General features: G+C 56.6%; 20 protein-coding genes. 17 read left to right on the top strand and 3 right to left on the bottom strand.

Annotated features, from left to right (window positions below):
- Positions 1-4: 4 nt before the first annotated feature.
- Positions 5-1,126, top strand: coding sequence for a beta-ketoacyl-ACP synthase III (locus tag F6Y09_RS09665; protein WP_152206728.1), 1,122 nt, complete (start codon positions 5-7; stop codon positions 1,124-1,126).
- Here F6Y09_RS09665 and F6Y09_RS09660 read toward each other — a convergent pair.
- On the bottom strand, positions 1,123-1,533 hold the full coding sequence (locus F6Y09_RS09660) for an acyl-CoA thioesterase (protein WP_152206727.1): 411 nt from the start codon (positions 1,531-1,533) through the stop codon (positions 1,123-1,125). The two genes, F6Y09_RS09665 and F6Y09_RS09660, sit on opposite strands and share 4 nt — an antisense overlap.
- A 103-nt stretch (positions 1,534-1,636) precedes the next feature.
- Between F6Y09_RS09660 and F6Y09_RS09655 the strand changes: the two genes are divergently transcribed.
- From F6Y09_RS09655 to cysB, 6 genes are all read left to right on the top strand, one after another.
- Positions 1,637-2,422 (top strand): MlaA family lipoprotein, encoded by a 786-nt coding sequence (locus tag F6Y09_RS09655; protein ID WP_246180444.1) that lies wholly within the window; start codon positions 1,637-1,639, stop codon positions 2,420-2,422.
- A gap of 70 nt (positions 2,423-2,492) precedes the next feature.
- Positions 2,493-3,974, top strand: coding sequence for a DUF3336 domain-containing protein (locus F6Y09_RS09650; RefSeq protein ID WP_152206726.1), 1,482 nt, complete (start codon positions 2,493-2,495; stop codon positions 3,972-3,974).
- 50 nt (positions 3,975-4,024) lie between these two features.
- On the top strand, positions 4,025-5,794 hold the full coding sequence (locus F6Y09_RS09645; protein WP_343031096.1) for an ExeA family protein: 1,770 nt from the start codon (positions 4,025-4,027) through the stop codon (positions 5,792-5,794).
- Position 5,795: 1 nt separating this feature from the next.
- Entirely contained in the window at positions 5,796-6,539 is a 744-nt protein-coding gene (locus tag F6Y09_RS09640; protein ID WP_152206725.1) for a general secretion pathway protein GspB, read from the top strand.
- Positions 6,539-8,719: an ATP-dependent DNA helicase DinG gene (dinG, locus tag F6Y09_RS09635; RefSeq protein ID WP_152206724.1), complete on the top strand. Its 2,181-nt coding sequence runs from the start codon at positions 6,539-6,541 to the stop codon at positions 8,717-8,719. The genes F6Y09_RS09640 and dinG overlap by 1 nt, the downstream gene beginning before the upstream one ends.
- A gap of 161 nt (positions 8,720-8,880) precedes the next feature.
- The gene (cysB, locus tag F6Y09_RS09630; RefSeq protein ID WP_152206723.1) at positions 8,881-9,858 is read left to right on the top strand and encodes an HTH-type transcriptional regulator CysB; all 978 of its coding nucleotides are present in this window, start codon (positions 8,881-8,883) and stop codon (positions 9,856-9,858) included.
- Between the two features lie 30 nt (positions 9,859-9,888).
- Here the strand turns inward: cysB and F6Y09_RS09625 are convergent, their stop codons facing one another.
- Positions 9,889-10,611 carry a phosphoadenylyl-sulfate reductase gene (locus F6Y09_RS09625; RefSeq protein WP_152206722.1) on the bottom strand — a complete coding sequence of 241 codons (723 nt, stop codon included), beginning with the start codon at positions 10,609-10,611 and terminating at the stop codon, positions 9,889-9,891.
- 192 nt (positions 10,612-10,803) lie between these two features.
- Between F6Y09_RS09625 and thrH the strand changes: the two genes are divergently transcribed.
- Entirely contained in the window at positions 10,804-11,424 is a 621-nt protein-coding gene (thrH, locus tag F6Y09_RS09620; RefSeq protein ID WP_152206721.1) for a bifunctional phosphoserine phosphatase/homoserine phosphotransferase ThrH, read from the top strand.
- Here thrH and pabB read toward each other — a convergent pair.
- Entirely contained in the window at positions 11,421-12,779 is a 1,359-nt protein-coding gene (pabB, locus tag F6Y09_RS09615; RefSeq protein WP_246180442.1) for an aminodeoxychorismate synthase component I, read from the bottom strand. The two genes, thrH and pabB, sit on opposite strands and share 4 nt — an antisense overlap.
- A 453-nt stretch (positions 12,780-13,232) precedes the next feature.
- Here pabB and F6Y09_RS09610 point away from each other — a divergent pair, with 453 nt between their 5' ends.
- From F6Y09_RS09610 to aroC, 9 genes are all read left to right on the top strand, one after another.
- Complete coding sequence (locus F6Y09_RS09610; RefSeq protein WP_246180441.1) at positions 13,233-14,087, top strand: DUF58 domain-containing protein; 855 nt, start codon at positions 13,233-13,235, stop codon at positions 14,085-14,087.
- Positions 14,084-16,141 (top strand): transglutaminase TgpA family protein, encoded by a 2,058-nt coding sequence (locus F6Y09_RS09605; protein ID WP_152206719.1) that lies wholly within the window; start codon positions 14,084-14,086, stop codon positions 16,139-16,141. Before F6Y09_RS09610 ends, F6Y09_RS09605 begins: the two co-directional genes overlap by 4 nt.
- Positions 16,142-16,144: 3 nt before the next feature.
- Positions 16,145-17,164, top strand: a complete 1,020-nt coding sequence (locus F6Y09_RS09600; protein ID WP_425481829.1) for a DNA polymerase III subunit delta' — start codon at positions 16,145-16,147, stop codon at positions 17,162-17,164.
- A 113-nt stretch (positions 17,165-17,277) separates the two neighbouring features.
- Positions 17,278-17,628: a PilZ domain-containing protein gene (locus F6Y09_RS09595; protein WP_152206718.1), complete on the top strand. Its 351-nt coding sequence runs from the start codon at positions 17,278-17,280 to the stop codon at positions 17,626-17,628.
- Positions 17,629-17,779: 151 nt separating this feature from the next.
- Positions 17,780-18,556 (top strand): alpha/beta fold hydrolase, encoded by a 777-nt coding sequence (locus F6Y09_RS09590; RefSeq protein ID WP_281347883.1) that lies wholly within the window; start codon positions 17,780-17,782, stop codon positions 18,554-18,556.
- The gene (locus F6Y09_RS09585; protein ID WP_152206716.1) at positions 18,546-19,448 is read left to right on the top strand and encodes a DUF4892 domain-containing protein; all 903 of its coding nucleotides are present in this window, start codon (positions 18,546-18,548) and stop codon (positions 19,446-19,448) included. The genes F6Y09_RS09590 and F6Y09_RS09585 overlap by 11 nt, the downstream gene beginning before the upstream one ends.
- A 34-nt stretch (positions 19,449-19,482) precedes the next feature.
- Complete coding sequence (locus tag F6Y09_RS09580) at positions 19,483-20,697, top strand: patatin-like phospholipase family protein (RefSeq protein WP_152206715.1); 1,215 nt, start codon at positions 19,483-19,485, stop codon at positions 20,695-20,697.
- Positions 20,698-20,819: 122 nt separating this feature from the next.
- On the top strand, positions 20,820-21,725 hold the full coding sequence (prmB, locus tag F6Y09_RS09575; protein WP_152206714.1) for a 50S ribosomal protein L3 N(5)-glutamine methyltransferase: 906 nt from the start codon (positions 20,820-20,822) through the stop codon (positions 21,723-21,725).
- A gap of 36 nt (positions 21,726-21,761) precedes the next feature.
- Positions 21,762-22,859 (top strand): chorismate synthase, encoded by a 1,098-nt coding sequence (gene aroC / locus F6Y09_RS09570; RefSeq protein WP_152206713.1) that lies wholly within the window; start codon positions 21,762-21,764, stop codon positions 22,857-22,859.
- Positions 22,860-22,868: the final 9 nt, after the last annotated feature.

The raw sequence follows: 22,868 nt of genomic DNA, 5'->3' as shown, positions 1-22,868 counted from the left end.
ATGCGTGATTAAAGCCGTCATTAGCGGAACCGGACTTTATACTCCGCCAGCAACGATTGATAACGATGAACTGGTGCAGGCCTTCAACGCCTACGTTGAGCTCTATAATGAGCGGCACCGCAACGAGATTGAACGGGGCGAACTTGTTGCCATGGAGCCATCGGCATCCAGTTTTATCGAGAAAGCTTCAGGCATCAAACGCCGTCATGTCATTGACCGGGAGGGCATACTCGACCCGGAGCGCATGTGCCCGCATATTCCGGACCGCAGCAACGATCAGCCGTCGGTACAATGTGATATGGCGGTGGCGGCCTGTAATGACGCGCTGACCCGCGCGGGCAAGACTGCAGCGGACGTCGATGCGGTGATTGTCGCCTGCTCCAATTTGCAGCGGGCTTACCCGGCAGTGTCGATTGAAGTTCAGGCAGCACTGGGCATTGACGGTTTCGCCTATGATATGAACGTTGCCTGCAGCTCGGCAACTTTTGGCCTACAGGCTGCGGTGAACGCCGTTGAGAACGGGACTGCGCGCGCCGTACTGGTGGTCAGCCCGGAAATCTGTTCGGGCCACCTGAACTTTACCGATCGGGACAGCCATTTCATTTTCGGAGATGCCTGCACCGCGATTCTGGTAGAGCGGGATTCGGACGTTGCTGACGGCCAGGGCTTTGATGTTCTGGGCACCCGGCTAATAACCCGGTTTTCAAATAACATCCGTAATAACTTCGGTTTCCTCAATCGGGCGGACGAAGAGGGCGTTGGCAAACCGGATAAATTGTTTATCCAGCAGGGAAGAAAAGTCTTCAAGGAGGTCTCTCCGCTGGTGGCCGAGACCATTCAGGGACATCTGGCGAGTTTATCGCTGACGCCGGACTCTCTGCGGCGAATGTGGTTACACCAGGCCAATCTGAACATGAATCAGCTGATCGCACGCCGCGTTCTGGGCCGGGACGCCACCGAGGACGAAGCCCCGGTGATTCTGGACGAGTACGCAAATACCAGCTCCGCAGGATCGATCATCGCTTTCCATAAACACCAGGATGATCTGGTGTCAGGAGATCTTGGCGTTATCTGCTCGTTTGGAGCCGGGTACTCAATTGGCAGCGTGGTGGTTCGCCGCCGTTAAGAGGATGTCGCCAGTGCCCGCAGCGTGTCGGGCAATGGCGCGGATTTTCGCGCTTCGCGATCAAACCAGACAACTTTTGCGTAACCCTCGGAGTAGAGGGCGCCGCTTTGTTTGTCCACAATTTCATGCCAGGTGTCGAGACTGGTATTTCCGGCTTTTCCAGCGTATGTTCTCACCTCGACTGTGGCCGGGTGGCTGAGTTCCTTCAGAAAAGTGGCGCTGGTCTTTATGATGATCGGGCCGGTGGGCTCACCCTTCAGACCCAGTTTGAGCGAAGACAGCCAGGTAATGCGCGCTTCTTCAAAAAACCGGAAATAAACCGTATTGTTGGCGTGGCCGTAAGCGTCCATGTCGCCCCAGCGAAGGGGCATTTCAATAACGTGGACAAGATTACCGGGCTCAGACATAAGGATTCCTCTGGGTGATTCAGGTCAGCAATGATAAGTGCGCCTGATAAACAACGGCTATTGTCGACGATTAAACCGTCAAGTCAAAATTTCGGGCCTGAACATGACCTTACCCTCTGCAATGAATACCACCCGCATAAAAGTCGTGTTCCTGCTTTTATGCCTGAATCCGCTCGCCGTGACTGCACAAACCGACGGCGTCGATGCTGACATCCGCTATGGTGCCGCACGACAATCAGACCCTTATGAAAACTGGAACCGCAAAGTCTACAACTTCAACGTGTTCATTGATGACTGGTTCTTGAAGCCTGTGGCGCAGGGTTATCGAGCCATTATGCCTTCCCTGGCGGATAGGGCGGTTACCAACTTTTTCGGCAATATCGGGGAAATCGGTAACTTTGCCAACAGCATCTTCCAGTTGAAGGGCGAGGCGGCGGTGGTGGCTGTGGGCCGTTTTACCTATAACACCGTTTTCGGGTTGGGCGGGCTGTTTGATGTGGCGACGGTGTTTGAGTTGCCCGAACGTCCGGAAGATTTTGGCCAGACCCTGGGCCATTGGGGGATGGGCAGTGGGCCCTACCTGATGCTTCCGTTCCTGGGGCCCTCAACCGGGCGTGATTTCACCGGTTTTGTGGTAGACGTTACAACGTTACCGGGCCTGACAACGGTGGTGGACGAGCCTGATTATTACTATCTGATCGGTCTGCAGGTCGTTGACCGACGAGCAGATCTGATTCCCGCTGAACGCTTTATTTCCGGCGATCCTTACACCTTCGTCAGGAACGCATATCTGCAAAGACGGGCGTATCTTATTAATGATGGTCAGCCCTCCTCTGACCCCTTTGCCAGTGGTGAGAATGACGAGGATCTGATGCTCGAGGATTTCTGATCTTTCTACGTGGATCGGGCGTCTGTGGTGGTCAGCTATGATTGATGCGTGATCGAATGGAGCAGACACAATGACTAGTGGAAAGATTCGAAAGTTTCGCAAGATGCTGTCGGAGGCGCCAAACTACGAAGTCTGGAAAGGGGCGGCGCTGGAGCTGGATTTTCTGGAGGGAAACGTTGAGTGGAAAGAGGATTTTGTTTCCGATCTCTACCACTATGAACTGATTTACGACCGCCTCAGCAGTCTGCGCCAATACCATCAGCAAAAAGATTACGAACGGCTCAAGCGTGCCCTACGTGAGGGGCTTCATCACGATCTGGGTAATATGGGCAGCGCGGCGCTTTATACCCGCTCCAGGGTTGGCACGAAACATCTCATTGAGGAATACATCACCGAAGTCTGTGAGTCCCTGGACTTTCTTTGTGACCAACCGGTTGCCGGCGTATCCGATGAAGACAAGATCCCGTTTTTCCGTGACACCCTGACCAGCTATGGACGGCCGGCACTGCTACTTAGCGGTGGGGCTACTTTGGGAATGTTTCATCTGGGTGTGATCAAAGCGCTGTGGGAAAGGGGGCTGTTGCCACAGGTAATCGCCGGTTCCAGTGCCGGGGCGGTTATAGCCGCCATGCTCGGTGTTCATACGGATGCCGAGATTCCCGAAATGCTGAATCCGGACAACCATCACCTGACCGCCTGGAAATACAGTGGCGTGGTTAACGCCCTCAAGGGGCAGGGGCTGATGGATCAGGCTCAGCTGCGGGCATGTTTGCGCGCTAACATTGGTGAATTCACCTTTGAGGAAGCCTTCCAGCGCACCGGCCGGTCCATCAATATCAGTGTGTCGCCGGTGCAGGCCCATCAGAAAGCCCGCCTGCTTTGCGGCTATACCGCACCCTATCAGCTGGTATGGAGTGGCGCTCTGGCAAGCGCAGCGGTACCCGGTATTTTCCCTCCTGTTACCCTGATGAAAAAGGACATGCATGGTAATGAGTTGCCTTACATGCCCAGATTGCAGTTTGTGGACGGGTCGGTGGTCAGTGATTTGCCAATCGAGCGCCTGATGCATTTGTACGATGTGAATTTCACCATCGTCAGCCAGGCTAACCCCCACGTTGTGCCGTTTCTGAACCGGATGGGCGACGATGAGAAACTGGCTTTGGCGGGTTTACCGTTTCACCTCTTCAAGTCGGAAATGCAGTTCCACGGTCGGGGGGTATTCGATTACCTCCGCAAACGGGTCCGCCCGGAGCTGCTGCGGCAGGTGGCAGGGCAAATATACGCAATCATGGCCCAGCGTTACTCCGGTGATGTAACCATTGCGCCTCACTATGAGTTGCGACACTATCGCCGAATGCTCAGTAATCCGGACCCGGCGTTTGTCCGGCAACTGATACTGGAAGGTGAGCGTGCCACCTGGCCGAAAATTTCGATGATTCGCGCCCACGGTAAAATTTCAAAGACTCTGGAACGCTGCATTGCCCGCCTTCGGGACCGGCAAAAGCGGCACAAGGCCGAGCTCCGCCTTATTTCATCCACTGAACCTGTCTGAAGGGTAATGTCTGCTTTGATCCGTTAGTGACGTCGCAAGACCCTGACGGTATGATTGTGAACCCGAGCGCACCTGACTGGACACGCATGTATTACGATTTTTTCGGCTTTCGTGAGCCCCCGTTCTCGATTGCACCCGACCCACGCTATCTTTATCTGAGCGAACGCCATAAAGAGGCGCTGGCCCACCTTATGTATGGGGTGAAAGGTCAAGGTGGTTTTATTGTGATTACCGGCGAAGTGGGGACAGGCAAGACGACCGTTAGCCGCTGTTTTATCGAGAACGTTCCGGACCACGTTGATATTGCCCTGATTCTCAACCCCAAACTGTCCTCCCGGGAGCTGTTGTCCAGTATCTGTGATGAGCTGGGCATAGACCATCCGGCCGACTCCAGCATCAAGCGGATGATTGACCTGATCAATGCCAACCTGCTTGAGACCCACGCTGCCGGCCGTCACACGGTGTTGATGATCGATGAGGCCCAGAACCTCTCCGCCGATGTGCTTGAGCAACTGCGGTTACTGACCAATCTGGAAACCTCCGAAAAAAAGCTGCTTCAGATCGTGTTGTTGGGCCAGCCGGAATTACAGGAAATGCTCTCCCAACCAGAACTGCGCCAGTTGTCCCAGCGGGTAACAGCGCGTTATCACCTGGATGCCATTGAGCGCAGCGAATTGCCCGCGTATCTCAGCTATCGGCTGAGTGTGGCGGGTCAGCGAGCCGAGTTATTCAGCCCGGGTGCTGTGAAGCTCCTGTTCCGGCGCAGCGGGGGCGTGCCGCGACTGATCAACCTGATCAGTGATCGCGCCCTGCTGGGCGCCTATGCAGAAGGCCTTCACCACGTCGACGCTCGCCATATAAAAGCGGCAGCAAAAGAAGTCCTGGGCCGGACGCCATCCCGCAAAATGAAACCGCGGGAAACACAAAATTTGCTTATCGCAACCGTGGTGGTGAGCCTGTCGGTAGCGGTTGTTTTGACTGTGGGATTATTTCCCAAAGGCACGGTGAGCTTTGGTGACGAAGGCCCGGTGCAGGCGGGCGTCGTTGAGCGCTCAGAAACTGCCCCGGTGGTGCCCGTCGTTGAAAGGGAGCTGCCATCAGATCAAAATGATGAATCCGGGGCCGCTTTGGTAGCGGAACCAGAGCCTTCGCGAGATCCTCCAGTTGAGGAACAACCGGTGGCAGAACAGAGTTTGGCGTTTGCGGTAGAGGCCAACGGTGTAGCGTTGGACAATGCGTTTCAGTCCCTGTTCGGGGTGTGGGGCATTAACTATCAGCCTGGAGATAATCCGGTCGCCTGTGATTTTGCAGAGACTACCGGCCTGAGGTGTTTGCACCGACAGGGCAACTGGCAAAGCCTGCGACAAATCAACCATCCGGTGATTCTGGAGCTGAGGGGTGATGAGGGCGAGCAGCGATTCGTCACTGTGATTTCGCTTGCCGGCGACAAAGCCACCATAGCCTCCGCCACGGGGCCTCGTGAAGTATTAATGAGTGATATCGAACGGCACTGGTTTGGTGATTATTCACTTGTCTGGCGCCTGCCTCCTTACATGCGATCCGATGCTAACGCCGGTGCAAGTGCAAACCGGGAACTATGGCTGAATGCCCAATTGATGCAGGTGGTTCGGCGCTATGCCCGTGATGCTTCAGAGCGCCAGCGTCTGGAGGCCCTGGCGCTGGACGACCAGATCCGCTGGTATCAACAGGAAAAGGGCCTGGTGGATGATGGAATCGCCGGTGCCATGACGTTGATCCAGCTAAGCCATGATTTGAACCCGAATGTCCCGCACCTTGTCGCCGAAGAGGATGCGAGCTGATATGTCGTATATTCTCGATGCACTGAGGAAGTCAGAAAGCGAGCGCCGGCAAGGACGGGTCCCGGATCTCGGCCAGCAGGTGCAACTGATACATCGGCCGAAGAAAAAGGCTGTTTCGGTGACGGTCTGGGTTGGCATCGGGCTGATCCTGAATGCCCTCATTCTGGCCGCCATCTTCTGGCCCGGTATCGGGTTTATGTCCCAGGGGGTCACCCTGTCTACAGATAAGAGCTCACCAGCGCCACAGGTTGTAAAAGACGATGTCTTTGTGCCTGCACCGGTTGTTGAGGCGCCCGCTGCCCCGGCAAAAGACGAAGCAGAGGGTGCCGCACCATCGACCGCCACAGAGACACTCGACGAGAGGACGCCGCAGCCTTATCCAGAGCTGGTCAACGAGAGTGAAGAGCGCCCGACGATGATCGTTCCTTCCTGGAGTGCGCCTCTGGAGGATTATCCCCAAGGTGTGAGCGAAGGCCGAGGGTTTGGTTCAGGTGAGCGGGTTCCGCATCTGGTTGAGTTACCCATGTCATTCCAGCGTCGGGTGCCGACCCTGATTTTCAACAGTCACATCTACGCCTCTGATCCGTCTGCCCGGCGGGTGATGATCAACGATCAGTACCTGCGCCCGGGCGAGCAGTTTTCCGGAATTCGTGTGGATCGAATTACGCCCGAGGGCGTCGAGCTGAGCCTCGATGGCCAGCGCTTCCGGGTCGGGGTGGTACGCGACTGGATAAGCCCCCGCTGATGGCATTATCTGAAGCTGTCAAATCGTCGATCCAGCAAGCCTACCGCGATGTTCTCAGTGGTAAGGGTATTCGTGCCCGCTACGGTCAGCGGCTGATGATTGCCGAAATCGCCCGCTATATCGGCAATATCACCGCCAATGATGGTGAGCGCACCTCAGCCCCGGCGGCCTGTGTTGTCGAGGCCGGGACGGGCACCGGCAAAACCCTGGCGTACCTTGTCTCGGCGATACCGGTGGCTCAGGCTCTGGGTAAAAAGCTGATAATCTCTACCGCAACGGTCGCCCTGCAGGATCAGATTGTTAACAAGGACCTACCGGATCTCAAGACGCACAGCAAGCTGGACTTCACCTGGTCCCTGGCCAAGGGTCGAGGGCGCTATCTCTGTTTGTCCCGTCTGGAAACCCGCCTCCATGAAGAAGGTGTGGGTGACAGCGAGAGCATGCCACTGTTTGTTCTCGACGGGCCCCGTAACGACGAGCCCGGTACCCGGGAATTTTTTGAGGACATGCTGGCCCGCTATGGCGCCCGTCAGTGGGACGGCGACCGGGACCACTGGCCGAGCCAGATTCCCGACGATACCTGGCGCCAGGTCACTACCGATCACCGGCAGTGCACCAACCGGCACTGTAGCTATTTCGACAGCTGTGCGTTTTTTGATGCCCGCAAAGGTCTGGATGACGCCGATGTGATTGTGGCCAATCATGACCTGGTGCTGGCAGATCTGGCGCTGGGTGGCGGCGCGATTTTGCCGGAGCCTGAAAACGCGCTGTTTATTTTCGATGAAGCCCATCACCTGCCGGATAAAGCGCTGAATCATTTTGCGGCGTCTGTGCCGCTCAATGCCACCCGGCAATGGTTGAAACAGCTGTCCCAGGCACTGGCGAAGATTCCTCCCTATCTGACCCCTGGCACCCTGGCGGCCAAAGCGGTGGATAAAATCAGCGCTGCATCACGGGACCTCGACAACGTTATCGTTCAAGTCTACGACGAGGCGGAACAGAACACGGTCTGGGAATTCAGCGAGGAGCGCCGCTCAGCGCAATGGCGGTACCCGGAAGGGGAACTGCCGGACGCAATGGCTGAGCTGGCGGCCTCTGCTCAGATATCCACTGCAGCCCTGGCTCGCCAGCTCGGCGTATTGGTTGACGAGCTCCAGAAAGCGTTTGACGATAAGCGTGAACATGATATTGACCGGGACACCGCCGAGGTCTGGTTTCCCATTCTGGGTGGCTTTCACAGCCGCGCTGAAGACCAGCTCCGGTTATGGGTTGCCTGGTGTGAAAAACATCGCACGGCCGAAGGTGAAAACTCTGAGGGCACTCAGGGCAAGCGGCTGAAAAATCCGCCGCCGGCGCGCTGGGCGATCCGACAACATTGGGACCATGGGGAAGATATCACGTTCTACAGCAGCCCGGTGCTGGCCAACAGCCTGCTTCATACCCGGCTCTGGTCGCGGGTTTACGGCGCTATTCTGACCAGCGCTACCCTGACAGCACTGGGGCGTTTTGACCGTTTGCAGGCCAGAGCAGGGCTGCCAGAGGACAGCCGCTTTTTGGTGGTACCCAGTTCCTTCCGCTATGGCGAAATGGCCACCGTGGAAGTGCCGACCATGCCCGCGTTGCCGACTGAAACAGAAGCCTTCACGGACGCACTGGTAGCAAAGTTGCCGGGTCTGTGGGCAGGCGAAAAAGCGACCCTGGTGTTGTTTACTTCCCGGCGGCAAATGCATGTGGTGCGGGACAGGTTGGCCCCGGAGTACCCGGAGCTGATTACCACCCAGGACGATATGGCTAAAGGTGAGGTGTTACGCCGGCACTGTGAGCGGGTCGACAATGGTCGGCCCAGCGTGCTGTTCGGAGTGGCCAGTTTTGCCGAGGGTATTGACCTGCCAGGCACCTATCTTGGCCATGTGATCATTACCCGGTTGCCGTTTTCGGTTCCGGATGATCCGATCGAAGCCAGCCTCGCGGAGTGGGTTACCCGTCGCGGTGGCAACCCGTTTATGGAAATAACGGTGCCCGATGCCTCCATCAAGCTGGTCCAGGCCGTAGGTCGATTACTCAGAACCGAATCTGATACCGGACGGGTGACGATTCTGGACCGGCGCATCATCAGCAGACGTTATGGACAGCTGTTACTGGACGCGCTGCCGCCGTTTCGCCGCCTGATCGAGCATTGAAATAGTCGTTCTTATTATTTGAAGGCAATCCGTTATAAAGAAGGTTTTGGTCTACACTGCTTATCAGGCATTATCTATTCTTTAAAAGTATGAATGTGAATATTTTTATACGCATAGCATACTCGACGGTAAACCGAACACATCAGAAAACGGGTGGTTAAATGAAATTACAGCAGCTGCGTTATATCTGGGAAGTGGCGCACCATGAGCTAAACGTGTCAGCCACCGCCCAGAGCCTGTTCACTTCCCAACCCGGTATCTCGAAACAGATCCGCCTGTTGGAGGATGAGTTGGGTATCGAGGTTTTCGCCCGCAGTGGTAAGCATCTCACTCGAATTACCCCCGGTGGCGAAACGATTATCCGTGAGGCCGGTGAGATTCTTCGCCGCGTTGAGGGCATCAAGAAAATCGCCCAGGAATTCAGCAACCAGCGTAAGGGCGATCTCAGTATAGCAACCACCCATACCCAGGCTCGTTACGCCTTGCCGCCCGTTATCCAGGGGTTTATCGAATCCTTCCCGGATGTGTCTCTGCACATGCATCAGGGCACGCCCATGCAAATATCCGAGATGGCCGCCAACGGCGCGGTGGATTTTGCTATTGCGACCGAAGCGATGGAGCTGTTCAGTGACCTGATCATGATGCCCTGCTATCGCTGGAACCGCTCGGTGATCGTGCCAAAGAACCATCCGCTGGCCAGTGTGCGGGAGCTTACCCTGCCGGTCCTGGCGGAGTATCCATTGGTGACTTACGTGTTTGGCTTTACCGGTCGCTCCAAATTGGACGAGGCATTCCAGTCTGGGGGTTTAACACCAAGAGTTGTATTCACGGCGGCAGATGCTGACGTGATTAAAACCTACGTCCGGTTGGGTCTCGGGGTGGGGATCATCGCGAGTATGGCGTTTGATGAGAAAGTCGACACCGACCTTGTCGCTCTGGACGCCCGCAAGCTGTTCAGCCCGAGTGTGACCCGCATCGGGTTCCGCAAGGGCACGTTCCTGCGCGGTTATATGTACGATTTCATCATGCGGTTTGCGCCACATCTCACCAAGGAGCGAGTGGACAACGCCGTCGCCCATCAGGGCAGCCGGGCGGAAATCGAAGAGTTGTTCCGGGACATCGAACTTCCCACCTACTGACGCCGTGTGAGTGGGAAGTTCACGTTGATGTCATTCTGTGGCGATCACTTTGCCCGCGTGCAGCCCGCATTCCTTTTTCGTGGCCTCTTCCCACCACCAACGTCCTTCCCGCTCATGCTGCCCGGGCAGAATTGGCCGGGTGCAGGGTTGGCAGCCGATGCTGACAAAGCCCTTTTCATGGAGTGTGTTGTAGGGCGCCTCTGTCATCCGGATGTAATCCCAGACTTCCTTCGAGGTCCAGTTTGCCATTGGGTTGAATTTCACCAGCGTGCGGGTATCGCTTGAGAACGCCTCATCCCGCTGTACGATCGGCACATCATTCCGGGTGTCCGGGCTCTGGTCTCGACGCTGGCCGGTAATCCAGGCATCAACACCAGCGAGTTTGCGGCGTAACGGGTTGACCTTGCGAATCCCGCAGCACTCGGAGTGGCCATCTTCATAGAAACTGAACAGGCCTTTGTTGCTGACCAGGGCCTCCACTTCAGCGGCATCCGGAAACAGGATTTCGATATCAATCTTGTAGTGGCGGCGAACCCGGTCAATGAACTCATAGGTTTCTGCGTGGAGCCGTCCGGTGTCCAGGGTAAAAACCTTCAGATTGTCGGTCATTTTGTGGGCCAGTTCGATCAGCGCGACGTCTTCCGCGCCGCTGAACGAAATAGCGATGTTATCATACCGGGCCAGAGCCACCTTGATGATCGCTCTGGGAGACTGGCCCTGAAGGTCATCTTTCAACTGGTCGATGTCGGTCATAAACTCTCACGGTCGGTGATTATTTTGGGGTAAATCTACCATTGTCCGGCGTCGGGCTGAAGGAATCACCGCGTCTAACCTTATGCCGACGCGAACAGGCGATGCAATTCAGGGTGGTTTTTTCTATGATACGCGCACCGGAGCCCGGCTATAGCTTTTTGGCTCTTAATTCAAAGCTGACAGGAGATTCTTGTGGAACTTGCTTGCCTTGACCTCGAAGGTGTTTTGATTCCGGAAATCTGGATCGCATTTGCGGAAAAAACGGGTATTGAAGAGCTCAAGGCCACCACTCGGGATATTCCGGATTACGATGTGCTTATGCAGCAGCGCCTGCGAATCCTGGATGAGCACGGTTACGGTCTGCCGGAGATTCAGGAAGTCATTGGCACGCTGAACCCGCTGGAAGGCGCCCGGGAATTTATCGACTGGCTGCGGGAGCGGTTTCAGGTGGTGATATTGTCCGATACGTTTTATGAATTTGCGATGCCGTTGATGGCGAAGCTGGGCTACCCGGCATTGCTTTGCCACAAACTGGAGGTCAGCGAGCAAGGCCGCATCACCAACTACCTGTTGCGCCAGCGGGACCCGAAGCGCCAGTCAGTCAGGGCTTTCCAGCTTCTGAATTACCGGGTGATCGCTGCTGGTGATTCCTACAACGACACCACCATGTTGAAGCAGGCCGAGGTGGGCATTCTGTTTCATGCACCGAAGAATGTTATCGATGAGTTTCCGCAATTCCCGGCCGTGCAAACGTTTGATGAACTGAAAGCGGAGTTCCTGAGCGCCAGCGAGCTCCATCACCAAACGGATTAACGCAAGTTTTCCAGCAGCTTCATGAGGGGGCGCACCTTGGTCAGCGTCTCCTCATACTCGCTGGCCGGGTCGGAATCCGCCACAATGCCGCCGCCGCCCCAGCACCGTACTTTGCCTTCCTCGCAATAGAGTGTCCGAATCGCGATATTGCTGTCGATCCGGCCATTCAGCCCCCAGTAAAATACTGAGCCACAATAGGGCCCGCGCCAGCAAGGCTCCAGCTCCCTGATGATTTCCATGGCGCGAATCTTCGGAGCACCGGTGATCGAGCCACCCGGAAAGGCATTCAGCAGTGCCTTGAACGGATCAGTACCCGGCATAAGCTCGCCCTGCACATGGCTCACCAGGTGATGAACATTCTGATAGGACTCCAGCTCGAACAAGCGGTCGACCTTGACGCTGCCGGGTTGGCAATTGACGCTGAGATCATTACGCAACAGGTCGACAATCATCAGGTTTTCGGCCAGATCCTTTTCTGAAGTCTGTAATTCTGCAGCCAGCTCCGCATCCTCCTCCGGGGTGTCGCCCCGACGGCGGGTGCCCTTGATAGGGCTGGTTTCAACGCAGCCACGGTCGATTGCCAGGAAGCGCTCAGGGGAGATCGACAGCAGGGCTTGCCCTTTGCACCGGATAAAGGCGCCAAAGGGTGTCGGGTGACCATCGCTGAGCGCCACGAACGCTGACCAGGGATCGCCTTCAAACGTGCCCTGAAATTGCTGGGCAAGATTGACCTGATAACAATCCCCAGCCTGGATGTAGTCTGTCACCCGGTGTATCCGCTCAAGAAAGGCATCCCGGGATTGTAATGCCTCGAATGACTGTGTCATACGCCAGGGCAGTGGCGGTTCGGTCTCAGGCTCTCGCCGCCAGGCAGCCAGCTTTGCCCGGGTCTTGGTGTCGCAATCTTTATGAAGGAACAGGGAATATTCGCCGGTGGTGCGGTCGTAGCTTGCCATCCACAGAAACAGACCGGCGCTGAAAACCGGCGCCGGCGTTTGGGGGCAAAGCGCCTGAAGTCTGGGTTCCCGTAAATAGCCGAATTCGTAACTGATGAATCCGACCCAGCCGCCGGGCAGCGGATGTTTGACGATGGACGCATCAACCAGAAAGGGCTCCGCGGCCTCAGTGAGAGCCTGACTTACAGGCCCCGACGGGACCCGCCCGTATTGCCGTGCGCAGGTGGATCGGTCAAAGTTAACCTGACGGTGGGCGCAGGCTGAAAAGTGTTGGTAGCGGCCCGGGTTACCATGATCTGCCGTACTCCCCAGAAACACGAAATCGGGCTCCTTGCTGGCATGAAACCGCAAGCGCGCGTACCGGGATGCACTCAAGGACTCGATGTGATGGTGGTTCAAGCCGACTCCCCGATGAATGAAAACAATGCCAAGCAGCTCACAAAACGATTATTGCAGCCTTTGTAAAGAGACTGATCTAAGGAGCCTCTGAATAGCCTTTGGTTATCTTATTTTACAGAAAGTATGGGTGAAGAGCGGCCGGAATCCACCAATAATAGAATTGGAGTCGGGTATTTGCGGCGATGTGGTGCTTTTTAAGGCTTTTCGGGTGATGGTGTGATCAGTTTGGAGTCTCGCCAGGTATCTTTAGGTTTGTGTGTGCTTGAAGGGTACATTGAACCTGAGTTTAATCGGCATGCCCGATAATGATGGTCGAACCGATACAGAGAGTGATGGATGGTTAAAGCGCTAAGAAGACGGTGGAGTCGGTGGGTTCACAAACGAATCCCCAGATCGGATACCCAGCGTTGTGTTCAAAGAAACATATTTATATTGCCCACCGGTGCCGGGGTCGTGTTTGCCTTTTTATTGGTCATCATGCTGCTCACTGCAATCAACTACCAGAACAGTCTCATCTACCTGATGACCTTCCTGCTCGGCGCTGTTTTTGTCGCCGCCATGCACCAGACCCATCGTAACCTGTCTGGCCTTGAGCTGGCTTTGATCAAGGCTGGCGAAGGCTTCGCCGGTGACGATATTCCCTTTACTTTCCGTGCCGCCGCGTCGGATGAAAATGCCGCTGCGATCCAGCTGTCAACCACTGATCGCCACCTTGAGCATCAGAATGTTCTGGCGGGCGAGCCCCTGGACCTGGTGTTTCTGGTCAAGTCGACAGCCCGGGGGTATCTGGGCATGGACCAGCTCCGCATTGAAACCCGCTTTCCTTTTGGCTTGCTCAGTGCCTGGTCCTGGTTGCGTCCCGTGGCCAACGGCGTTGTGTATCCCCGACCGATCTCACCGCCCGACAAAGGCATGTCCTCAACAGAGGGTGATGATGAATCCGAGGAACGCTCCGCTGATGGTCATGATCACGCCGAGTTGAGGCCCTGGCGCACCGGTGACCTTAGCCAACGGGTACTCTGGAAGCGCTATGCCCGCAGTGGCGATATGATCATTGCACACTGGGAGGGCGAGCAGGGCAGCCCCCAGTGGCTGGACTATGGGGCTTTCCCGGGCGTTGACCAGGAATTGCGGTTAAGTTACCTCAGCGCCCAGGTGCTGGAGCGGGAAAAATCCGGCCATCCTTTCGGTTTGAGGTTGCCCGGCCAGGTTATCGACCCGGATGGGGGCGCGGCTCACAAAGTGCGCTGTTTGCGGGCACTCGCGCTATTCGGTGTTCCGAATCCGCTCAATCGGGTGGCTGCATGAAGGTCAAGGGGCACAGTGTTCCCACTCGCGCCCTGATCTGGCTGATCATCAGTTTCGGTATTCTGATACTGCCTCAGTTTGATCGCTTGCCCCTGTGGTTGACCGCTGTCTGCGTCACCCTGGGCGGCTGGCGGTGGCTGGCGCAACTGGGTCATTTACGATTGCCGGGCCGATTGCTCCGCACCGCCATCATGCTGGCTACCGTCGCCCTGTATGTCATAACGGTAAACGGACGCTTCTCGGTGGATACTGCGGCGTCCTTCTTTGTGCTGGCGGCTGGTCTTAAATGGCTTGAAACCCGTGCCTCCCGGGATTTTTATGTACTGTTTTTCATCCTCACCTATCTGGCAGCAGTGAACTTCCTGTTCCAGCAGGGGATCGGCTGGACGGTGGTAAATCTGATCGGCGTGGTGTGTCTGCTGATCGGCCTGCAAGTCCTTAACGCGCCTACCCTGGCAGGGGCGATCAGGGCCAGTTGGAAACGACTGGGTATGATGACGCTCAAAACGCTCCCCATTGTGGTACTGCTGTTCGTGTTTTTTCCCCGCATGGCGCCGCTCTGGAGTGTACCGCTGGTGTCAGATCGGGGCACAACCGGCATCAGCGACACCATGACGCCTGGCTCGATCTCAGACCTGGCGCAATCCAGTGAGCGGGCGTTCCGGGCCGCCTTCGGCGGTGCGATTCCGGTCCACCGGGACCGCTACTGGCGAGGCCTGATTCTGGACCGCTTTGACGGTGAAACCTGGGATCAGAGGGATGACGCTGCTTTCATCAGGCCCGGCAGAGTGGCCCTGGACGGTGGTATCGGCGAACTGGAGTCTAATCAATACGATGTCCTGATGGACGCCACAAACCAGTATTGGGCGTTTGCCCTTGAAAACTCTGTGGCGGTGTCGGACAACGTCCGTGTCGGGCCCGGTGATCTATTCCGCTTCAAACGCCCGGCGGATACCAGTGTGCGATATCGCATGGCGGTAGAGCCTGCCGGTGCCAATCTGGAGGGCAGCACTTCACTGACAGATCTGGACCGCCGCCGTTACCTCCAGTTGCCGCCCACGGGAAATCCGAGGGCGCGAGCACTCGCGGAAAAAATGAGGCAGAAAACCCACGGTGCGAGGGAACTGGCACAATCCATTCTGGAACGCTTCCGTTTTGACGAGTATTTCTACACGCTCCGGCCGCCGGTGATGCCGGAGAACGGTATCGATAATCTGTTATTTGATGAGAAACGCGGATTCTGTGCGCATTACGCCAGCGCGGCGGCGTTTCTGCTGCGCGCAGCGGGTGTGCCGGCTCGGGTGGTGGTCGGCTATCAGGGCGGTGAGGTGGTCGGGAAGAGCGAGTATGTGCTGGTACGCCAATACGATGCCCACGCCTGGGTAGAAGTCTGGCTCTCTGATGCCGGCTGGACGCGGATGGACCCGACGGCGGCTATTTCTCCTGATCGCATCGAAAGCGGACTGCGTGACGCCATGGCAGAGGAGGGCTCTTTTTTGGCAAACAACTGGACGTCACCGCAACGCTACGGCGATCTGGCCGTTGTGCAGTGGGCTTCGCTGTACCTGGACCGAATCAACTATCAATGGCAGCGGTGGGTAGTCGGATATCAGGGCCAGTCGCAAATGGACCTTATGTCGCGATTGCCCGGGGGGGTTGGCTTGCGGGAGCTGGGTTATTTCAGTGCGGGCCTGGTCGGGGCGGCGTTACTGATAGCCGGATTGTTCAGCTTGTGGCAGCAACACTCCGGTCGGTCCCGTGACCCCTATAGCCGGTTGATCCAACGCTGGCACCGGTTGCTGGAGCGCAAGGGGCTTGGGATAGAACCCGGTGACACCCCGGAACAGCTTGCCCGCAGAGTCGGAGATGAGTATCCCGCAGCGCAAAAGCCGGCAGCGGCCTTTGCCCGGGGTCTGAACAATCATTACTATGGAGTCTCACACAAAGCGCTGCGGCATGCTCGCAAGCAAGATCTTGCCCGTATGCGGCGGTTGTTGGCGGTTTTCCGCACAGCGTTGCACCAAACTGACAAGCGTCATCAGAAACCGAGGTAAATCTTGCGCACACCGAAACATGCAATGCCCTGGCTCGATGCGGCGAGGACATCTTTACTCGGCAGATTCAGCGCAGGCCAGTTACCCCACGCGCTCCTGATTGCCGGTGAGAAAGGCGTGGGCAAGCGAGCATTCGCCGAGCAAGCGTCAGCGTTTCTGGTGTGCGAGCGGCCATCCGGCGAAAGCCTGACCGCTTGCGGCACCTGCAAGCAATGTGAATTGCTGGCAGGAGAGTCTCACCCGGATGTGCGGGTGTACACCCCGGAAAAATCCCGCATGATCAAGGTTGATCAAATCAGAGCGCTGTCAGGCTTTGCGGTGGCATCTCCCCAGGTCGCGCGTCGGAAACTCATTATTGTTGATCGCGCGGATCAGCTGAATATCAACGCTGCCAACGCGCTGCTCAAAACTCTGGAGGAGCCCTCGGCGGATGTAGTGCTGTTGTTATTGCAGGAAACCGGACGCCCGATTTTGCCGACACTGACGTCACGCTGTCAGCGACTGCTGATTCCGACGCCAGAGGCTGAAATCGCCATGGACTGGTTGCAGGGTAAACTGGCCAGTGCGGGAGCCGAGTACAGTGCAGACCTGCAACGGCAGGCGTTGGAACTGGCCGGGTTTGCCCCGAGACTGGCGTTCGATTATCTGGCCGGTGATTTTCTGGTACTGCGGGCTGACGCTTTGAAAGCCTTCAGGCGCTATATGAAATCTGAAATCCCGGTCTCCGAGGCCTCGAAGCCCTTCAAAACTCTGGGTCTGGAGGCCACGCTGGGGCTGATGGAAGTGTGGGCGGCAGATCTGGCCCGAGTGGGAGCTGGCGGGAGCCCGCGAGACAGCGAGGCGGCAGAGATGCTGACTTTTCTGGCCTCGGTGAACCCCGCTTTTCGGGCGCATCAGCTACGGGATGCCGTCCATGAGGCCAGGTCCGCCAGTATTTACAATGCGAATCCCGAGCTCGAAGCGCAGCGACTTCTGATACAGTGGCGTAGCCTCATGCCTGCTCGCAAACGCCGGGCCGGATAAAGGCAGTGCCAAGGTGAATCGTTATCAGGCCTGCTATGATTCGTTAACAGGTTAATGTGACGGGCAAGGCGGCAACGCTGTCAAGACAATAACGTTGATGGAAGGATTAAGTTATGGGGCCTGGTATCGGTGCACGCAGTGGCATTCTGACCCTGACAATCAAGGATAAAGCGGTGCTATATGCGGCGTATATGCCTTATATACGCCAGGGTGGCCTTTTTATACCCACCCAGAAGCAGTACCAGCTTGGCGATGAGGTTTTTTTGTTGCTTAACCTCATGGACGAACCGGAGAAAATCCCGGTAGCCGGCAAAGTTGTCTGGATTACGCCGAAAGGAGCTCAGGGCAACCGTGCAGCGGGCATCGGCGTTCAGTTCAACAGTGACGATGAAACCGCCAAGAACAAGATTGAATCCTATCTTGCTGGTGCCCTGAGCTCAGACCGACCGACCCACACCATGTAAGGCACTACCCGGTTCAATGACCCAATCTCTCGTATCCGAACCCAGTCAGGCTAGCGCGGCAAGCTGCCATGAAATGCGCTGGTCGTTGCCGCACATAATCCTGGCAGGTCTTCACTGGCCCGTGAAGGCATCTTCGGCCCGGCGTTCGCCCGTGATTATGCTTCATGGCTGGCTGGACAACAGCCTTTCTTTCAGTCATCTGGCGCCGAGCCTACAGGACTTTACTGACGTTTACGCGGTGGATCTGGCGGGGCATGGCTTGTCAGACCACAGGCCATCGGGTCAGAATTATTTGCTGGCAGATTACGTTGCCGACCTGGCCATGCTCATTGACAGCGAGTTTGAGCAGCCGGTTGATCTGGTCGCTCATTCTCTTGGTGGAATTGTCGCCATGCTGTATACAGCCGCCTTTCCGGACAAGGTTCGCAAGCTGGTCATGATCGACAGTCTCGGGCCGATTACCAAAGCGGAGGATGATGTTGTCAGTCAGCTTCGAAAGAACATTGTAAAGCGCATCGCAGGATCAGGACGCAGGGCCCATTATGCAACCCTCGTTGACGCCGCAAAAGCGCGAGAGGGCGGACTTAGTCCGCTTTCTCATCAGGCCGCGATGACGCTGGTGCCGCGCAACCTGAAACCTTTGCATGACGGCCTTGCATGGAGGACTGACCCGAAACTGCGGCATCCATCACCGATGATGTATACCGAAGCCCAGGCGATTGCTTTTTTACAGGCGGTCAACACCGATACGCTCCTGATTCTCGCTGAAAACGGTCTCCTGAGTGCCAGAAAATCCTGGCAATCGAGGCTCGAGGCAGTCCCTTCCTTCAAGCAGGTCGTAGTACCAGGTTCACATCATTGTCACCTTGATGGTGATACCGGTCCGGTAAAGGGCGCGGTCAGGGGGTTTTTGTTTCATGAGCTTTAATGTTCTCGGTTTCGGTCGTGTTATTGGTTGTCTGGCGCTTTTAATGCTGGGGGTCTCCACCGCGCAAGCGGAAAAGATAGAGCCCTTTCCGCTGGCTACTGTCGAATCAGAACGCCCGATTGTCTCACCGAGCCATCGGGTCTTGCTGAGTGCCGTTCGGGAAGTCAACAATGAGATTCGGTCTGCTTCGATGGTCCGGCTGGCTGTACAGGGTGTGGGCCAGAGATTGCAAATCAGTCCGGACTCGGGTCGCGATGAAGCCAGGGATTACTATCTGCAAGAGTTGGCCGCGCGTAATGCGGTCACCTTGTTCGACTGTACCGGTAGGGACTGCGGTCGAAGCAACGTATGGGCGAATCAGATATTTAATGAGGCCACACTTTATGGCCGCGACGCCGATCAGGATTATCTTGCTGCTGCTTACCGGGACGCCGAGGGCGCTATCCAAGTGGTGCTGGTTTACACCGTGACTCGGGGCAACCAACGGGAATACGCATGGATAGAGCAGTTCTCCGTTCCCGAAGGCTCGGTGATACCGGGGTTTCACGCCAGTTCCTCCCGTTTGCGCGGGCCAATTATCGTGCCCTGGTCGGGCGGTGTGACTTACCGATTTGACTGGGATGCCAATGACCGCCGGCTCCTGCAGAGCTGGACGCAGTCCGACACCGATAAAGTGTTGCTGGTGAGCTATTCGACTCTTGGAGATCAGGCGGAATTGGAAGAATCCATGCGTCGGGCCAGGGATGCTGTAGAGTCGATGACCGTGTTGCTTGGTAAAAGCGGCGTTAGCAAAGATCAGATAACGCCGATCATTGTCGGGCCTGCGCTCGCCTTTAGTGACCCCGGACGACAGGGTGACAGAATCGAAATTATGGTGGTCAGGGCTCCTTGAGCCTGACATACCAGAAGCCATGGAGATACAGCGGATGAGTAAGGCTCCCGACCCGGCAGAACACGCCCCGGACGATAAGGGCAAGGCGGGTGAGACTCGCAGCGAAAATCAGGTCGCCGCTGGCAAATCCGCCGCAGTCACCTCTGACAAACTGGCTGTTCAGGGCCAATCTGACAGCGGGGTCACGAAGACAAAACCGCCCAAGCGAAAAACCGTTGCCCTGACTCTGGGGAGTGGTGGTGCCAGGGGTTATGCCCATATCGGCGCAATCGAAGCTTTGGTAGAGCGGGATTACGAGATTATTTCGATTTCCGGCTGTTCCATGGGGGCCTTGATCGGCGGTGTTTACGCTGCTGGTAAAATGAAGGACTACAAGGACTGGGTTACCGGGCTGGGTCAGTTTGACGTGTTGAAGCTGCTGGATATCTCGCTGTCAGCGGCCGGAGCGATTCGGGGCGAGAAGATATTTACGGTGGTGCGGGACATGCTGGGGGATATCCGGATTGAGGACTTGCCCATCTCGTTTACGGCGGTGGCCACGGATCTTTTAGCCCACAAGGAAATCTGGTTTCAGGAAGGGCCTCTTCACAAGGCCATTCGCGCTTCCGTGGCCATTCCGAGTGTGGTCACGCCGGTCGTGCTCAACGGTCGCGTGCTGGTGGATGGCGCTTTGCTGAATCCTTTGCCGATCGTACCGACGATCTCATCCCACGCTGACCTTATTTTTGCCGTAAACCTCAGTGGCGAAGATGACCGGCGCCATCGCATACTGGATGCAGCCTTTGCCGATGAGCCGGACAGTGATCTCGAGGAGTGGGTCGGCAGAATGCGCGGGAAGGCATCCCGTTGGTTTGACTGGGACCTGTTGAAAAGTTTTGGCGGCAAGCCACCGGGCGTTGAAGAGACTGCCGAAGAAAAAATCAGTAAAGAAGCGCACAAGAAAGAAATCGAGAAAAAGCATTCTGACCACAAACCCGATGAAGATCCTGACACCATCGCCTGGGACAAGCTCGGTATCGGCAAGTTTGATGTGATGAACCTGGCCATTGAAACCATGCAAAATGCATTGGTGCAGTACAAGCTGGCAGGGTATCCGCCGGATCTGCTGATCAATATCCCGAAAAATGCCTGCAGTACCTATGACTATCATAAGGCCCCGGAGCTGATCCAGTTGGGCCGGGAACGCATGATGGCGGCCCTGGATCGTTTCGAACGCGATGAGAGCAGCTCCGGGGCGTTGTCACTGTAGCGTGGATTTTCCAGGCTTTCCCGGCAGCGCCGCTTTCGGGCTGCAGATGTCTTAACAACCACGTATAATGCGGCTCAGCGGCGGGAATCAACGCCACCCAGGAATCCAGGAGCCAGCCATCTGTGACTCACCCGATTGATGAATTGAAAACCGTCCGTGATTTTCTGCGCTATGCAACTTCACGATTTGCCGCGTCGGATCTTTTTTATGGTCACGGCACTGACAATGTGTGGGATGAGGCGGTACAGCTGGTGATGCGTACCCTGCATCTGCCTTTGGAGAACAATACGCTGTTTCTGGACGCCAACCTGACCTGGGACGAGCGTCACCGGATTCTGGAGCGGCTTGAGCAGCGGATCGACCAGCGCATACCCTTGGCGTATCTGTTGGGAGAAGCCTGGTTCATGGGTATGCCGTTCCAGGTTGATGAACGTGTGCTGGTACCGCGTTCGCCGTTGGCGGAGCTTATTGCGTCGGGCATTCAACCCTGGCTTGGCGATTACACTGTGGCGCGCATTCTGGATCTGTGTACAGGCAGCGGCTGTATCGGTATTGCGGCAGCGACGGTTTTTGACGAAGCCGAGGTTGATCTGTCCGACATATCAACGGACGCATTGGCCGTGGCAGAAGCCAACATCGCCATGCATGAGGTGGGTGACCGCGTCAGAACAGTGCAATCCGACGTTTTCGCCCAGCTTGACGGACGATATGATCTCATCCTGAGCAATCCTCCGTATGTTGATGCCGGTGATATCGCCAGCATGCCGGACGAATTTCATCATGAGCCAGTGCTGGGGCTTGCAGCGGGTCATGACGGTCTCGAGATTGCTCATCGTATTCTGGCCAAAGCGGCCGATCACCTGAATCCTGGCGGCCTGTTGATTGTAGAAGTGGGTAACAGCTGGCCTGCCCTCGAAGAAGCCTACCCGAACCTGCCGTTTATCTGGCTGGAGTTTGAGCGGGGTGGCGACGGGGTGTTTCTGCTGACGGCCGAAGACCTGGTCGAGAGGTCGGCCGCGAAGAAGTAGAATCTGGTTTAATCTAACAATATAAGATGCTGAATTATGTCTGGAAATACTTTCGGTAAGCTGTTTAGTGTGACCACCTTCGGTGAGAGCCATGGCCTGGCTCTTGGGTGCATCATCGATGGCTGTCCACCAGGGCTGGAACTGTCTGAAGCCGACATCCAGGGCGATCTGGACCGGCGCAAGCCCGGAACTTCCCGACATACAACCCAGCGCAGAGAAGCGGATGAAGTCCGCATTCTGTCCGGTGTGTTCGAGGGTAAAACCACGGGCACCCCGATCGGTATGGTGATCGAGAACACCGACCAGCGCTCGAAAGATTACTCGAAAATATCCGAGCAGTTCCGCCCGGCGCACGCAGACTACACTTACCAGCACAAATACGGTTTACGGGATTATCGCGGTGGGGGTCGGTCATCGGCCCGGGAGACTGCCATGCGGGTCGCAGCGGGTGCAGTGGCGCGCAAGTTTTTGCAGGAGCGCCTTGGTATCAGGATACGGGGTTACCTGGCGCAGCTGGGTCCCATCGTCATCGACAAACTGGACTGGTCCCAGGTTCATAAAAATCCGTTTTTCTGCCCCGATGCCGACAAGGTGGCAGAACTGGAGCAGTACATGGATGCCCTACGCAAGGAAGGCAACTCGGTAGGCGCCCGGATCAATGTCGTCGCCGACCACGTACCCCCGGGACTGGGCGAACCGGTGTTCGATCGCCTTGACGCCGATCTTGCCCATGCCCTGATGAGCATTAACGCCGTCAAGGGTGTGGAGATTGGCGCCGGTTTTGACTGCATCGCCCAGAAGGGCACCGAGCATCGGGATGAGATGACGCCGGAGGGTTTCCTGTCGAACCATGCCGGTGGTGTGTTGGGGGGAATTTCCTCCGGGCAACCGATCCTGGCCAGTATCGCCCTCAAGCCAACGTCCAGTCTGCGATTACCGGGGCGCAGTATTAATGAGCGCGGTGAGCCGGTGGACGTTATCACCACCGGACGTCATGACCCCTGTGTCGGTATCCGTGCAACGCCTATTGCCGAGGCCATGATGGCCATCGTGCTGATGGATCACTACCTCCGGCATCGTGGTCAGAATGCGGATGTCGTGGTATCCACTCCGGATATCGAGTCCGGGCGATAGGGCTTTCAG

This window comes from Marinobacter changyiensis, assembly GCF_009193265.1.
GTDB lineage: Bacteria > Pseudomonadota > Gammaproteobacteria > Pseudomonadales > Oleiphilaceae > Marinobacter > Marinobacter changyiensis.
This window is presented reverse-complemented; position numbering and strand designations above follow the sequence as displayed.